This window comes from Aureispira sp. CCB-E, assembly GCF_031326345.1.
In the GTDB taxonomy this organism is placed as follows: Bacteria; Bacteroidota; Bacteroidia; order Chitinophagales; family Saprospiraceae; genus Aureispira.
Genome location: NZ_CP133671.1, coordinates 7,100,180 through 7,117,510, shown reverse-complemented (window position 1 = coordinate 7,117,510; position 17,331 = coordinate 7,100,180). Strand labels below are relative to the sequence as shown.

At 37.4% G+C, this 17,331-nt stretch carries 6 protein-coding genes; 1 reads left to right on the top strand and 5 read right to left on the bottom strand.

Going from position 1 to position 17,331, the window contains the following annotated elements:
- The 5 genes from QP953_RS27470 to QP953_RS27450 all read right to left on the bottom strand — a co-directional run bounded on the left by QP953_RS27470 (nt 1) and on the right by QP953_RS27450 (nt 6,044).
- Nucleotides 1-1,797 carry a hypothetical protein gene (locus tag QP953_RS27470; protein WP_309553540.1) on the bottom strand — a complete coding sequence of 599 codons (1,797 nt, stop codon included), beginning with the start codon at nt 1,795-1,797 and terminating at the stop codon, nt 1-3.
- On the bottom strand, nt 1,790-2,332 hold the full coding sequence (locus QP953_RS27465) for an RNA polymerase sigma factor (protein ID WP_052593603.1): 543 nt from the start codon (nt 2,330-2,332) through the stop codon (nt 1,790-1,792). The genes QP953_RS27470 and QP953_RS27465 overlap by 8 nt, the downstream gene beginning before the upstream one ends.
- Before the next feature lie 189 nt (nt 2,333-2,521).
- Nucleotides 2,522-3,226, bottom strand: a complete 705-nt coding sequence (locus tag QP953_RS27460) for a hypothetical protein (protein ID WP_309553539.1) — start codon at nt 3,224-3,226, stop codon at nt 2,522-2,524.
- Nucleotides 3,227-3,496: 270 nt separating this feature from the next.
- Nucleotides 3,497-5,494, bottom strand: coding sequence for a hypothetical protein (locus QP953_RS27455; RefSeq protein WP_309553538.1), 1,998 nt, complete (start codon nt 5,492-5,494; stop codon nt 3,497-3,499).
- Complete coding sequence (locus QP953_RS27450; protein ID WP_052593596.1) at nt 5,487-6,044, bottom strand: RNA polymerase sigma factor; 558 nt, start codon at nt 6,042-6,044, stop codon at nt 5,487-5,489. Before QP953_RS27450 ends, QP953_RS27455 begins: the two co-directional genes overlap by 8 nt.
- Nucleotides 6,045-6,791: 747 nt before the next feature.
- Here QP953_RS27450 and QP953_RS27445 point away from each other — a divergent pair.
- On the top strand, nt 6,792-17,171 hold the full coding sequence (locus QP953_RS27445; RefSeq protein WP_309553537.1) for a M43 family zinc metalloprotease: 10,380 nt from the start codon (nt 6,792-6,794) through the stop codon (nt 17,169-17,171).
- Nucleotides 17,172-17,331 lie beyond the last annotated feature (160 nt).

Here is a 17,331-nt window from a genome sequence, read left to right as displayed (position 1 = left end):
TTACAAGACATAACGAAGACCTACATAGCCACCCATGGTCGCTAAGTTGCTGTATTCTATTGTATTGGTTCCAGATGGGCTAAAGTTAAGAACAGCACTTAAACCCAGATTGCCATAAAGACCATAATCAATAACAAAACGATTGATGCGATGTGTATTACCAATGGTCAGACCAATATTATGATTCAATTTGTTATAGGCATCACCTAGTTCAGAAGCAAGCCCATTGACGATTTCCTCACTTTTACTTAAATAACCTAATCCATAGTCTATTCTAGCATAGATAGAAGATGGAATCGTGCCAAAATCATTGTAGTGTACTAAGACTCGTTGATAACCTAGCGTAAAATCAAAGTAAGCCAGTTTGACTTCTTTGTGGTAATAACGTCCCTCATTGGTATACCCTCCAAAGTATTGTTGGCTATTGGACAAAGGGTAGGCGCCAAAAACAATCGCATCATTAGCGGTTAGGTAGCTGTTTACTATAATCCCAATGCCACCTGCCACACGAGTTTTTGTTTTAGTCATACTTGTTGTTTCCATACCTTTACTGGTCGCATTTCCTAATAAAAGAGAAGTACCTATTTTCCCATTCATTCCTACTTCAAATCTAACTTGATGCTTTTTCTTATTAAGGATATTTTTAATGTGGAAATCCTGAAGTACCTGAATGGATGAATCAACAAATGGTTTGTTTGTCAGTGTCGCAATGGCAGCTTGACTTAGTAGAGCAGAAGGAGTTGGTGTTGAATTTGTAGAATTAGAACTATTATAATTATTAGCTGGAGTAGTAGACGCTTTTATGGAGGAAAGGTCAGAAGTTTTGTTATTGTTAAGCGGTACTCTAGGAGATTGTTGTGTTAACGATGCTGTTTCTTGAAGTTCAGATATTTGTTGATCTGACTTGCCTTGTGCCTTATTTGTTATAGGTTCTAGATAGGGTTGGTTGTTATGATTAGGTGCTGTAATATCCTGTTTTTCTTGTTTAGCAGCAGTAACAGATGGTTTAATAGATCCTTTTGACAGATTATCGAACGGATGATGATTCTTAGACTTAGAAAGAGCAGCAACCGAAGTAGGATTATTGGTAATCGTATTCGTTATTGTTGTTTCTTTTGAAGAGGTCAACGAACTAGTATTATCAATAAGAGAATGACTAGCATCTGAAAGTTTTGGATTCTTTGTAGGGGCAATGGAATTACTAGAGTGGTTCTCAGAACCATTTTTAACCTTTTTATTGGATACAAACGGAGGTGTTGTAGAAGAAGTTGTTTGAGTAGATACATTTACTTTTTGAGCGATAGGAGTTATAGTAGACCATTGCCCAAAGTCACAGCCTCTAAGTAGCAAAACAGCCAAGGCAAGAATGCCCAGTTGCATTCCTTTTTCCTGCCAATACCGTCTTCTAGTATTTTTGTTTAAGCGTTTCAAGACCCGCTGCCAAACACCTTCAATTTCCAACTGATTTTCTACATTTTCCCATAAGTTGTCAGGAATAGTATCTTGAAAGCCCTCTTCAAAAGAAGCCTTAATTTTATTTTCATTTTCGACAGATTCCTCCAAAAAGCTTGCATGATTCAGAGAAGACTCGATGTTATCCCATAGAAATACGGGCAATGCTTCCTGCTCAAATCCCTTTTCAAAAGAGGATTTGATTTTTTCGGTACTTTCTTCCATAGCAGGAGCCTTGTCTAAGGCACTGGAGATGTTATTCCAAATAAAATCAGGAACCAATTCATCAGGGAGATGTTGTTCAAAACTTTCTCCAATTTTATTTTGCTGTTGTTTCTTAGCCATGGAGTGTTTCAATTGAAGTTTGTAGCATTTTTTTAGCTCTACTGAATTGGGATTTAGAAGTACCTTCTGTAATTCCTAACAAAGCGGCAATTTCTTTATGTTTGTAGCCTTCTATGGCATATAATTTAAGAACTTGCCTAGCTTTTTGAGGCAAAGAGTTAACCAACTTAATAATGTCATTAGCTTCTAGCTGTCCAACAATACTATCAATAGAAGCATCTACCTCCCCACTTTCTGCCATTGGAATGATTACTTGCGTGTCACGCTGTTTTTTGTTATAGGCGTTGATAGCAGTATGGACAACGGTACGACGAATCCAACCTCTTAGAGAGCCTTCGAATCTAAAGCGGTGTATATTTTTGAATACTTTAATAAAGCTTTCTTGTAAAATATCAGCCGCATCTGCCTTGTTGTTGGCATACATTAGGCATACTTTATACATATCGCCAGCATACTTGCGATATAGTAGTTCTTGGTACTGTCGCTCATCGGCAGCACAACGTTCTACTAGTTCTCTCTCTGAAAGTTCCTTCAAGGTTATTGTATTTTATGCAAGTTATGAAAAACGAAACGTATGTCTAGTGGACATAGATGTATAAAAGAATAGTGTGTTTAATGTTTCTCTAAGATATTTTGTGAATTGTTGTGATCAATATTATGTTTGTTGAGTATTAACTTGTTGGCTATTAGTTTAATGTAAGGTTTTTTTTCTTGAAAATTAAACTTACAACGAACATTTTAATTCTGTTCCTATTTTTAAATCAATCTCTGTGAAGATAGTTACATTATTAGTTGGATCAATTGTCATGATTTGTTCGTTGTTTGCTGTTGTTAAAAACGAAGCATTTTCAAGCATCATTTCTGTGACGTCGGCAAACCAAGGCTTAGGTTTGAAGATGATTCGAGGCGTTTCGGTTTTGGTTTCATTTAGTACCAAAGAACGCATCCCTGTAGAAGACAATAGATTGGCTTCAAAAACTTTATTTGTATTCCACTTTAAATGTACTGTAGAAGGATTTTTGAGAGGATTATTATACAAATAACGACCCTTTACAAATAAGTTGGTGTTAATACCACTTTGGGTTTCAAAACGAATCTTTAAACTATTGTATGCTCCTTGTGGCAAATCAAAACTCAATTCATCAAAAGTAGAATTATTATAAAACGGAATTTTTAAACCATTGGGAAATGTCCGCAAAAATTCAAAATCTTCTCCTTCCACACGTTCTCCGATAACTGAAAACTGATGAATAATGATGTATCCATCCGAAAAAGTCAAATCATCTGAACCGCCAACACCTTGCTGATTCATGCCAAAATTAAAAATAACAGGAGTCGGATTTTTAAAAGCATCTTCTTTCTCACAACTACTTAGTAAGAAAAGAAAAATTAGAAATAAAGAAAAATTGGAGCGTAAAAGTAATTTCATAGTCACATATTTTCAAGCGAGTATCAGTAATGGGAGGGCTATTTACTAAGGAATTGGGCTACAAAAATCATGCTAAATCAAAGGAATTGAACGTGAAATAGACTATCTCAATTATAAGTTTCTCAACTAAGCGACAGGCGAGTAGACTTATGCTGAACACAATGGACTGTTCATGAAATAAATACTAGATAACAACAGCAAGCCGAGCTGTGCGAGTTCATAATCACAGGGAGTAACAAAGCTAATCCTCAAACAAACTCCTTTTATAGTTTAAAACGCAGGTTCTTCTATGTAGAATGGAGGAGACCAGTCAAATTGGCGTTGTTTTTTGGATGGTTCAAGCCTAGGAACAAGGATGTATCGTACGCCAAGGTAAGCACCAATGTTTAGTAATTGGGCAGGCTGTAAGATAGTAGGGTTAGAACCTGTTATTAAGTTGTTGACTCCAATATTGCTAGTAATGCCATAGTCAATGATAAACTGATTAATTTCATGTGCATTACCTAAAGCTAATCCTGCCGAGAAATTAAATTTATTATATAGTTTTTCAGAACTAATAACTTGTTCGTTTACTTTAGTTTTTGCATTCGTTAAAATTCCAAGACCAAAATCCAAGCGAGCGTAAATTTTAGAAGGAATTTGGCTCAAACTATTGTATCGAATTAGTGTCCTTTGATAACCTAAAGTAAAATCAAATAGAGATAAATCAATATCTGTTGCTTCATAATTACCATTGTTATCGTATTTGCCAAAGCATTGTTTCATTGAAGAGTAAGGGTAAATTCCTAGAACAACAGCATCATTGAGTGTAAAGTGATAATTAGCCATAATCCCAAAGGCGCCTGTAGGGCACAAATGTGTTGGTTCTCCATTGTTCCAAGTTTCGTACTTATTTTGACCTAATAAGATGGAGGTGCCTCCTTTCCCTGTTAGCCCTACTTCAAAACGAATTTTCTTCCCTTTTTGAGCTTGACGAACAAGGGTAAAGTTATCTTCATCCATTTTAGTAATTTCCGAATCTAAAATGAAGTCTTGAACCAAAACATTGACACCTTTGTCAAATGCTTCTACATTGACACCAGCCTGTCCAATCCAGTTAAGATCAGACGTATGAATAGATTGCTCTACCTTAGGCTTTATTTCATCCTCTTGATACAATAAATCTTGTTCATTGGCAACAGTACCTGTTGTATTGGAAGAATTGCCTGTATTGTTCGGTGTATCTTTATCTACAGTTTGAGTAAAGTGGTTTTGAACGTTAGAACCATCTTGTTCTTTGTTATTTTCCAAACTAGAAGGAGTATTTTCTGATGACTCAGGAGTAACAACATCAGAGTATAAAGCATCAGAAAGCGGCAATACCTTCTCCGAAGTTTCTTCAGTGTGACTTCTGTGACCAGCTGCATTTAGACTAGATTCGTGTATTTTATGAAACAAATCTTTAGCAGTCGTTTCCTTTTGAGGTTCTTGGTTACTGGCGATAACAGAAGAGGTTGGAATAGAAATAGGAGTTGATTCGTTAGCTAGGTAGAATTTGCTACCTAGCATAAAGACGCCAATAGCTGTGAATAAAGCTGCTTTTTTCAAGAAAGCAGGAGCAGATAAAAGTAGCCCTATTTTCTTCCAATGAGAATTAGATTGCAATTGTTGCTCTAAGTTTGCCCATGTGTCAACTGCTGGTTGGTTATTGGCGTATACTTTTTGGAAACTATCTTTGACAATAGAGTAGCGATCAGGTGTATCGGCAAGGGCAGCTTCATTATCCATGCGTTTGGCCAAGTCATCCCAGCTAAATAAGGGAACAACAACAGCACTATATTGCTTTTCAAAACCTCGTTTGACAAATGCGTAATCTTCTACTTTCTCTTTAGGCTTCGGATTATCCATTTCTTCCGCTAAATCAGCCCAAGTGAAATTAGGAACAGAGGTTTCTTTGTAGTTTTGCTCAAAACCATCTTTTATAGCACTAAATGTTGATGGGTCATCAGTAACTGTAAATGATTCTAAATCTTGCTCAATTTTGTCCCACATAAACTTAGGGGGCTCTTTAGTACTAAAATTAGTTTGAAAACTTTCTTTGACAATACTAAAGTCAGCAAGATCAGATAACTCGTTAGAATCTACCGTTTGGTTATCTAGGGGCATAGCATCTTCATCTAAAGCATTAAGCTCTTTAGAGATGTTGTCCCATATAGGAGGCAGTTGGTTTTCATGAGAGAATTTAGAAGTATCTCCAACCGAGTTGTTGCTCTGATTTTTGTTATCCATGAAGTGTTTTTACTGCTTCTTGTAATATTTTTTTTGCTCGATTTAATTGAGATTTTGATGTCCCAACAGAAATACCTAGCATATCAGCAATTTCTTGATGCTTATAGCCTTCTATCGCATATAATTTTAAAACTTGTTGTGCCTTCTTAGGCAACTGATTAACTAGTTTTACAATTTCACTAGGATCTAATCCTTCTGCAATTTCATTAACCGAAAAATCAACATATTCCGTCTCTGGCATAGAGACAACTAATTGTGTTTCCCTTTGCTTCTTTTTATAAGCATTAATAGCAGTAAAAACAACAGTCCTACGAATCCATCCTCCTAACGCTCCTTGAAATTTAAAGGTATGTATGTTTTTGAAAACTTTGATAAAGCTCTCTTGTAAGATGTCAGAAGCATCTGCTTCATTCTTGGCATACATCAGGCATACTTGATACATATCTGTACCATATCTATAGTATAGTTGCTCTTGGTATCGCCTTTTTTTGGCAATACAACCTTCTATTAATTCACGTTCAGATATTTCTGCGAGGACGACCGATTTCATCTTAATGGTTATTGTTTTCCTAAATTTTTTTATTGTTCAACAAAAGGGGTATCAACACTTGAGACATAACAATTTATTCAGTTGTTATTTGGTCTAACAGACTTATTATAAATATAAAAGGGGGTATTTATGTTAAGTCTTATACAAAAACGGTCTTTTTTGGCAGAAAATCAAATTCCGATACATTTTTTTTACAAAAAAAAACTTTTTGATTTTTGAAAATCAGAGTTTTATGAAGATAACGTTTGGGAATAGATGATTTTTTTGAATGATTGGTGTATTAAAATCACAATATGTTTTGTAAATATAATTATTTTTTTAATTTGTTGCAACGTTTTTGAAGTTTTATTTATGAAATTTTACATATAATAATTTGTAAAGTAAATAGATTAGTTCTTTTTGAAGGTGATGAAGCACTTTCCAATGATTGATTAAAACTATAAGTCCAAAAATCATGTACCAAGAAAGTGTTACAAAGTAGCAGGCAAGGAAGTACTAAAAACTTACAATGATGTTAATATATAGACATCAACGTAAATAAGTTTTTTAAACTTTATATGTGAGGCAGATTAATTTTACAAAAATTAATGATTATTTTTTTAAAGTCTTGTCAGAGATAATTGTAAGATATTGTTAAAAGGCATATCTTTGCGACACCAAATAAAAATCACTACATACGGAACAACTGATAACGTTCTATTATTAAATCCCATAATTTTTTCAATCAACTAAATCTTGATAATATTTATGCGTTATCTTTCAATGGTACTAACGAGTAGCTTGCTAGTAGGGCTTCTTGGTGTATTGGGTTATATCAATAAAGTAGAGTTATTAACGAGTTTAAGTAACAACATAGAATTACAAACAACACATTCGTTACAACACACACATAGTCACAATGGCTTTTGCGCATTTGATGAGTTACAAAATAACCTTTCTTTACAAGAGAAGCGACTCCAAAATCAATTAGAGCACCAGTTGCAAAATATACTACAAGAAGGATCTCTGTCAATGAATGGTAGAACACTGTATACATTACCTGTTGTAGTACATGTGATTCATAATAATGGTGTTGGAAACATTTCGAATGCCCAAGTACAGGATGCTATTCAACACTTAAATGATGCTTTTGCAAATGTTGGAGTATATAACCCATCTACTGGTGTCGATGTTGAAATCCAATTTTGTTTGGCACAACGAGACCCCAATGGTAATAATACTAATGGAATTACTAATACAGTATCTACTTTAACAAGTTTAAATCGGAATACTCAAGATTTAATATTGAAAAACTTAATTCGTTGGAACCCTTTGGATTATGTTAATATTTGGGTTGTGAATGAAATACAAGGAGGTGTAGCTGGTTATGCTTATTTCCCTTCTTCCCATGGTAATAATCGAGATGGAATAGTAGTAGAATCTAATTATATGGGAACTAATACTAACAATTCAAAAGTATTAGTACATGAAATGGGGCACTATCTAGGTTTGTATCACACTTTTCAAGGAGGATGTGTTAATAATAATTGTCTAGTTGATGGAGATCGAGTTTGTGATACACCACCTGATAATACTACAGCTAGACCACCTTGTGGAAGCAATCCGAATTCTTGCGGAACAGACGAAGATGATTGGTCACTCAATAATCCATTCCGACCAGTTACTAATGGAGGGGTAGGAGATCAACCAGATCAACAAGAAAATTATATGGATTATTCTAATTTAGCTTGTTATAATCGTTTTACCCAAGGTCAAAAGGTTCGGGCTCATTTTTTCTTGACAGGAGCGAGAGCTAGTCTTCTGACTTCTCAAGGATGCATGCCTCCCTGTTCAACACCAATTAATGTAGCTTTTTCAAGTAGTAGTACCATAATTACAACAGGTACAAGCGTTAATTTTAATAATTTAACGACAGGAGCAAGTACTTACGAATGGTTTAATAATGGAGTCTCCTTTGCTACTACTACTAATAGTAGTTATATGTTCAATACAATAGGAACTTATAATATAGTTTTAGAAGCAAAAAATGGGGATCCAAATTGCACTAAAAAAGATTCTGTGAGTATTATAGTCACTTGTAGTACTCAGGCAGGGTTTATAGCTAACACTACACAGATATCTCCAGGAGATGCGGTTATATTCAATAATACATCAACAGGAGCAACGAGCTATGAGTGGTTTGTCAATAATATTTCACAAGGGACAAATATAAACTTTAATTTTACATTTCCTACGATAGGAACCTATGATGTGTTTTTGGTAGCCACAAGTAGTACTTGTAGTGATACTACAGCAGCTACTATTATTACAGTTTCAACAACAGGCTTGGCACAAACAGGGTTACCTGTATGGCCTCTAGCTCCTTATGGAAATGTCAATCCATCTATAGTTGATTGGAGAAACCCAACTCCCTCTGTTAATTCTATAACGTCTACAACAAGTAATGGAGGTCAAACGGGAGTTGCCTTGAATAGTTGTGGGGAATTAGCTTTTTATGTTTTGCATACTGGCAGTAGTAATGCCAATAACCTTTTTATTTATAAGGCAGATGGCACGCCTTTGTTAACAAATACGACAACTAATGGACCTGGATTAAATGCTATAAGAGCCTTACAAGAAATACAAGTTATTAAGGTTCCTCAAGTTGATGATGAATGGTATATTATTTATAAAAAATGGGTGACAGATGTTGGGTCTATAGGCTCTAATGGGTCTTATATGCCAGCGAATTGGCTCTATTCTAGGGTTCGATATACAGGAGGTAATAGCTTAAGTGTATTGCAAAGAGACATGCCATTAGTCGATGGAAGTGGTGTGTCTCGTACTTATACAGATGGAGCTGCAGTATCGAGAACGGCAGCTGGGGCAAGTGATCAACATTACCTTTATCTGTGTCGACGTAGTGTAAATGTAAATAATATATCATTAGATAGGTTCTTGATTACAACAACAGGAATAACTTGGGATGCTAATACAGGAAATGTATTTGCTAACTGGTGGTATTTAACAGTAGCTGGTTCTCCAATTGAACTAAATTCTGCAGAAGATAAAATTGCTGTTATTTGCAGAAATGAATCTATTAATTATACAGATATTGTTTTATTTGATGCTGTCCTTTTTAACACAGCTTCGTCAGAAAGTATTAGTTTGGGAGATTTGATATTACAGCCAGATGGGACACCTAATGATCAGTCTAATGTATTGAATATATCAGGGATGGTGAGTACAATAGCTTATAACACAACTTATCCTTTAGGTTTTTTAAGAAATATGGAAAGTCGTGTTAGTGAAATAGAATTTAGCCCTAATGGAAGGTTTTTATATTTCACAAATGGAGGCGGTACTTCAAGTGGAGGTAGTAATTTAACATACTTGGGGCAGATAGATTTAGGAATAAGACCTCTTGAAGTGCGATTACAGGTACAAACAGTACCTAATAGCTTAAATATGACTACAGGAGTTGGATGTTCAGTTAGTAATGCAGCCTGTTTGAGTGCTTGGCAAGGAATTCGAAGTATAGAGTCATGTTATGATGGGAATTTGTACTTTACAAAGAGAATTACAAATACATTATATGTTATCCCTAATCCTAATAATTTTATGCCTCAAAACTTAGTGCCGTCTAATATTGATTTATCAACAGGAACAGAGCCCAACATAAGTAATATACCTGGAGCTTTATTTGCCATGCCAGACCAAATAGACGGTTTTAATTATTTGTCTAGCCAGTACAAAAAAGTAGAGATGATAGTACAAAAGTTAGATTGCGATGAGGTCTGTGATACAAATAATTATGTATTAGAACTTGTAGATTCTAGTGGTAGCATTATAAATACATACTTAATTGAAAAATGCCCTGATACAATTGCATTTTGTGCAGATACCAGTTTGATCTATGAGCTTAGAGATACATTAGGTGTTAGGTATCCCTATGCTATTTTTGAAGGGGAGACTTTTTATCCAAATGGAACTAATATTTTTGATTTTAGTAATCGTACTGCCTGTTCAGGCGAAATTTGTGACAATGGTTTAGATGATGATGGAGATGGTTTAATAGATTGTTATGATCCTGATTGCTGTGGAGATGTTGTATGTGATAATTGGAACTACCAAGCTTGTTTAGGAAATAACTGTACAGACAGCTTCCCAACAGGAAGCTTTGGAATTCAACCTTCTTGGCAATCTACTCAGAATGTTACTAATTGGGGATTAGCTGTATCTGGAGATGTTGATAATGACGGTAATACGGAAATTGTGGGGTTCCGATCAGATGGAACAGGAATTGCAATAGATGGTCGAAGTGGATCTCTGAAGTATACTTATAACTTTGGAAACTCAACTACTTCTAATGGTTATCCTGCTATTGCAAACTTAGATAATGATCCAGAAAGTGAAATTGTAATTAGGCAAGACTCTAGTTTACGTGTATATGAACATGATGGGACACTCAAATGGTCAGTGATTACTATGATAGATTCAGGAGATAACACAATAGGAATTTATGATTTCAATGAAGATAGTATTCCTGAAATAGTGTATGGTCGCCGAATTTATAGTAGCACTAATGGTAATCTATTAGTCACGGGAATAGGAGCGAGAGGAAAAAATATAGATTATAACCTAGGAGGACTAGTGGTAGGGGCAGATGTAATTGATGCAATTGATTGTGCTGGTAATCCTGACTGCAATGGATTAGAATTAATTGCGGGACCGAATGTATATGCTGTTAATATTGTATCCTATACAAATTCAGCTCTTAATTCGATGACAGTTGTAAAAACAATGGCAGGTCATGGAGATGGCTTTACTAGTGTGGCAGACTTTGACAAAGATGGAACATTGGACGTTATTGTTTCTGGCTTTGAGATTGGAACTGCTCAAAGAGGAGTATATGTTTGGAATCCCAAAACAGAATCTTTAGTTCGACCATTCTGGAACTATACAAATATTCCAGCTCCAATTGGACGACCTAGTGTAGCTGATTTTGACGGTGATGGCGAACTAGAAATAGCTGTTCAGGCAGGAGCATTAGGAGGGGGACGACTGCATGTTTTAGATAATGATATGACCGTATTGTGGTCATTGATAAACAATGATATATCAGGAATAATAGGATGTACAGCTTTTGACTTTAATAATGATGGTCAAAAAGAAGTGCTTTATAGAGATCAAACAAATTTGTATGTTGTTAATGGTCAGAATGGTAATGTAATGGGGACAACAGCTTGTTTATCAGAGACAGTTGTTGAGTACCCAATTATAGCAGATGTAGACGATGATGGAGAAGCAGAAGTTATTTGTAATTGTGGTGGAACAACTTCAAATGCAAATATGGCACAAATTTCTATTTTTGAATCTAGTATAACTCGTTGGGGACCTGCGCGAAATATTTGGAACCAGCACGCTTATGCTTATACCAATATTAATGATGATTTAACTGTCCCTGTAGTTCAACAAAAGCATCATTTAGTAGGAGATAGTTGTGTATTGAATAATTTCTTAAACCAGTATTCTAACACAGAGCTTCTTGTTGCAGATGCAACAGTTGATATCCATGCCGTTTCTTGTAGTTCGGATAGCGTTATTCTAATGTTGAATATTTGCAATGAAGGGAGCAACAGTTTATCTTATCAGACCCCTATTGCTATTTATGATGCTAATCCTAGTACTACTCCAACAGCTAATTTAATTGCACCTATTTATATATTGGGGCAAAATATTGAGAAGGATTCTTGTTATTTGTTAAATGTAAAAGCGAGTAAAGCTGCGACTAGCTTTTATGTTGTTATTAATGATAATGGGAGTCGAGCGCCTATCTATAGCTTTAGTACAGATTTCCCAATTACAAATATTTTGGAATGTAATTACTTAAATAATATAGATAGTACTATATTTAGGATAATTAGTCCAACGTTAAATTTAGGATCAGATACTATACTATGTGAAAATGCTGTACTATCCTTGAATGCAGGAACTGGTTTTGATTATTATTTATGGCAGAATAATACTACAGATTCTACTTTAACTGTATATGATTCAGGAGTGTATTGGGTTGAAGTAATTAATGAATGTAGAGATACACTTCGAGATAGTATTATAATAAACATAGATACAATTGGTTTAACAGCATTAGTGGATACCTCAATTTGTCAAGGGGATACTTTGAATTTGAATTTAAATAACAATTATACTTATCAATGGTTTCCCAATCAAGATATTAGTTGTAACAATTGTTCGAATCCAGAGTTTTATCCTACACTTTCAAAGACCTATACATTAGTTACAAGCAATTCTATAGGTTGTTTTTCTGTAGATACTTTTACAATATCGATAGATACTTGTAATATCTTTACTATAATAGATACTTCAATTTGCCAAGGAACCTTTTTTGTGTATGAAGGTAATAATCTATCACCAGGAACAATAGATACCTTTGCTTATATAGCAAACAATGGCTTAGATTCCTTCGTTTTTGTGAATGTATTAGGATTAGATACATTTAATATAATCTTAGATACTAGTATTTGTTATGGTAATAGTCTCTTATATAGAGGACAACAGTTACTTCCAAATACGAGTACTAAGTTTTATCTTCAAACACAAGGAGGCTGTGATTCTATAGTTACGATTAATGTACAAGGGATGGACACCTTTAATAGGGTGATAGATACTATTATTTGTGCTGGAAATAGTATTACTTATAATGGTCAAGTATTAATGGCAGGTACAACAACTACCTTTCATTTGCAAACAGTAACAGGCTGTGATTCTATTATAACTATCAATGTTTTAAGACAACCTATCAGCTTTACCGTATCAAGTACATCGGCAAGCTGTAACGGAGCTTCTGACGGAAGTGCGACGATCAATGCTAGTGGTGGTGTCGGAGGCTTTAGCTACGCATGGAATAGCAGTGCACAAACGACAGCAACGGCAACAGGTTTACCAGCAGGGTTGCATTGTGTAACGGTTACCGATGGGAATGGTTGTACGGTTGATACTTGTATTCAGGTGAACGAACCAGCAGGCTTTAGTAATATCAATTTCTCTACCATCAACGTGAGTTGTTTTGGTGGCTCAAATGGACAAGCAACCATTAGTCTAACTGGTGGTGTCGGAGCATATACTTATAACTGGAGTAATGGAGATAATACCGCAACGGCAACAGGATTAGATGCCAATACACATAGTGTTACCGTAACCGATGCCAATGGATGTACCGTAACAGCAAACGTAATTATTACAGAGCCAACGGCTTTACAACTAGGATTTGATGTAGATTCGGTACAATGTAAAAACGGAAATGATGGTTCGGTAACAGCCTTAGTTACTGGCGGAACCTTCCCATATAGCTATCAATGGGATCCATCAACTGGAAGTGGTGGACAGGTAACTGCTACAGCAAGTAATCTAACAGTAGGAACTTATACAGTAACTGTAACTGACTTTAATGGTTGTACCATTTTAGGTAGTGCTACGGTCTTTGAACCATCAACGGTATTAACTGCCGCCATCATCAATCAACTAAATCCATCGTGTCATGGAAGTTGTGATGGTAGCATAGAAGTAGATGCACAAGGAGCAACACCAAATTACACCTATCAATGGAGCAACGGACAAAATACAAGCATCGCCACCAACGTTTGTGCTGGAGCACATACCGTAACGGTAACCGATGCCAATGGTTGTAGTGTGAGCACAGGTTCTGTCTTAACCGAACCAACAGCTATCACATTAAATCCACAAGTTCTAAGCAACTACAATGGTGCTGCCATTAGTTGTACCGGAGCTGCCGATGGATCGGTTGGTGTGGTTGTGGCTGGTGGCAGTGGTGGTTACAGCTATGTTTGGAGCCCACAAGGACAAAATACCGCCAACATCAATGGTTTAGTAGCGGGGACTTATTGTGTCACCGTCACCGATGTAGCCGGTTGTCAAATGGATACTTGCATTACCATTGCTGACCCAGTACAATTAGCAGCCACCTACACCGCTGTTGATGTCTTGTGTCATGGAGATGCCAACGGACAAATCTTAGTCAATGCCACTCCTGGAACAGGAACCTTAGGAGTGAATGGTTATGAATATAAAATTACAGGACCTGGTCAAACAGGCAATGTCTTTAGCAATATCAATACTTACAACAATTTAGGAGCAGGTTCTTACACCGTTTTTGTACGAGATGGAAACAACTGTGAGATTGCACTGCCCATCTCTATTGGAGAACCCGACTCTGTTTTAATTGATTCAGTTATCGTGACAGATGTTTCTTGTCACGGGACGGCAACAGGAAGTGCGACAGCTTATCCAAGTGGTGGTGTTGGCAACTATACCTATACTTGGTCAACGACTCCTGTTCAAACAACCGCTACAGCGACTGGTTTAGCAGCAGGCGTCTACTCCGTAACGGTAGCCGATGCCAATGGTTGTGATCGAGTGGAGGTGTTTAATGTCAACGAACCAACCGTTCTAACAGGAAGCATTAGTGCTGATCCTATCGACTGTTTTGGTGGCACCACCAGTGCTACAGCACAAGGTAGTGGCGGAACACCAATTGGCTTGACCGCTTATGTGTATCGTTGGTCGAATGGTAGCAGTGCCGCCACGACCATAGGATTAAGTGCAGGCGTACATTGTGTGACGATCACCGATGCCAATGCTTGTACGCATGTAGAATGTGTGACGATTACTCAACCCTCAACGGCAGTAAGTGCTAGTATTAGTGCCCAAACCGATGCTAGTTGTAATGGCACGGCAACAGGAACAGCCACGGCTCAAGGAACTGGAGGAACCAGTCCTTACACTTATCAATGGGATGCCGCAGCAGGCAACCAAACCACAGCAACAGCAACAGGTTTGAGTGCGGGCATTTACACAGTCGTGGTGAGCGATACGAACAACTGTACGGCACAAACAACCGTCACGATTAGTGAACCTTCGGTTGTTTTGGCAACCATCAGCAGTACAACTCCTGCCACTTGTAATGGACAAGGGACAGGAAGTGCGACAGCCACCGTTAGTGGTGGTGTTGGACCATACACCTATCAATGGGATGCTGCGGCAGGCAGTCAAACGACGGCAACAGCGAGTAATTTAGCTGGCGGTACTTATGTCGTTACGGTAAGCGATGCGAATGGCTGTACTGGAATGGCTACGGCAATAGTAACACAACCAACCGCTGTGCAAGCAACCATTATTAATACAACCGATGTTTCTTGTCATGGTGGTAATGATGGAACAGCCTCCTTGGCAGTACAAGGAGGAACACCAACGAGTGGGTACACCTTCCAATGGAGTGGTGCTCCTGGACAAAATAGCCCGAATGCCACAGGCTTATCGGCGGGTGTACAAACTGTTACGGTCAGTGATGCCAATGGTTGTTTTGATATTGATACCTTTACCATCAATGAGCCAAACGATGCTTTGAGTGGTTATATTACAGCTGCCAATGCGCTTTGTTTCGGTTCTTCTACTGGAGAATTGGGAGCGGTTATCACAGGAGGAACAAGACCTTATCAATACGCATGGAATAGCACACCGGTTCAAACAACTGTTGTTGCCGATAGTTTACCCGCAGGCACCTACAACCTAAGCGTGACCGATGCCAATGGTTGTTCTTTAGAACTAACCAGTACGATTGGAGAACCAACAGAATTGACAGTTAGTGCCACCGTTCTACAACATGTTTCTTGTTTTGGAGGAAGTAATGGAGCTGTTGCCGTAAATGCTACCTCTGGTGGAGTTGGACCTTACACCTATGTTTGGACTGATCCAAGTGGACAAGTAGGATTAAATGCGTCGAATTTGAGTGCAGGAGCTATTTCGGTAATTGTTACAGATGCCAATGCTTGTACGGCAATGGCAACGGTAACCTTAACAGAAGGAACGCCCATCACGGTAACAGAAACAGTGAGCAACATCAGTTGCCATGGTTTGACCGATGGTTCCATCAACATTACGGGTTCGAACAAAGTATTGGTGAATTACAGCTGGTCAAATGGAATGGTGAGCAATCCTGTGACAGGCTTGGGGGCTGGTAATTATACGGTAACGGTAACGGATGCCGATGGTTGTCAAGAAACGTTTAACTACACGATTACAGAGCCTGCTCCAATTAGCTTGAGCATAGCCTCTACCAATAGCATTTTGTGTTATGGAGATGGCAATGCAGCTGCACAAGTGACAGCAACTGGCGGAACGAGTCCTTACAACTACAATTGGTCCAATGGTGCGACAACACGTACAGCGAGTAATTTGACACCAGGTACTTATGATGTAACGGTGACCGATAGTAGAGGTTGTTTTGAAACAACAAGCATCTCCATCGTAGAGCCAGAAGAATTGACTATTACAGGCAATACGACAGGCACATTGTGTGCAGGGGATCAAACAGGAACCTTGACCGCATTTGGATCAGGAGGAACAGTGACAGTTGGTTTGTTAGAATACAGTATTGATGGTAGTACTTGGCAAAATGGCAATATCTTCTCTGGCTTGGCGTCAGGAATTTATACCTTGTCGGTTCGAGATGAAAATGGCTGTGTTGCCGATACCATGTTGGTGGTAGAAGATGCAGATCCATTCTTTATCACAAGTATGACAGGTGATACAACCATCGAATACTTGGATAGCTTAACGATAGCAGCTAGTTTGAACGATACAGTAGGAGTGACTTACAGTTGGCAACAAATTTCTGGGGCAATGGGCTTGGTAACAGACAGCAGCTTTAGCTTTGGAATTAGACCACAGGATGCGGTACAATATCAATTTACAGCAACAAATAGCAATGGCTGTTCAGTGGATAGTATTGTCATGATAGAAGTAACCAAATTAAGAAGAGCGAATGCTCCAACAGGCTTTACGCCAAATGGAGATGGGGTGAATGATTACTTCTTTATTCAAGGTGGTTCAAAAGTTCAGACCGTAACGATCTTTAGAGTGTACGATAGATGGGGAACTTTGGTCTTTGAGGGCAACAACTTGGAGATTAATGTACCAGAACAAGGATGGAATGGAATCTATCGTGGTCGTCCAGCTCCTTCTGGAACATATACTTGGTATGCCGATGTCTTGTTTAAAGATGGACATACAGAGCAGCTTAAAGGTAATATTATTTTGTTGCGTTAAACAAATAAGATAAACTACTCAATAGGACAGAGCTTTGTGCAATAAGTGCATGAAGCTCTGTTTGTTATTGTAGGGAATTGTTAAGTGATTATCTAGAGGTTTTACACTGAAAAAGTATCAAATAGAGCTTATTCTCTGGGCTTTCATTTAATTACTTAAT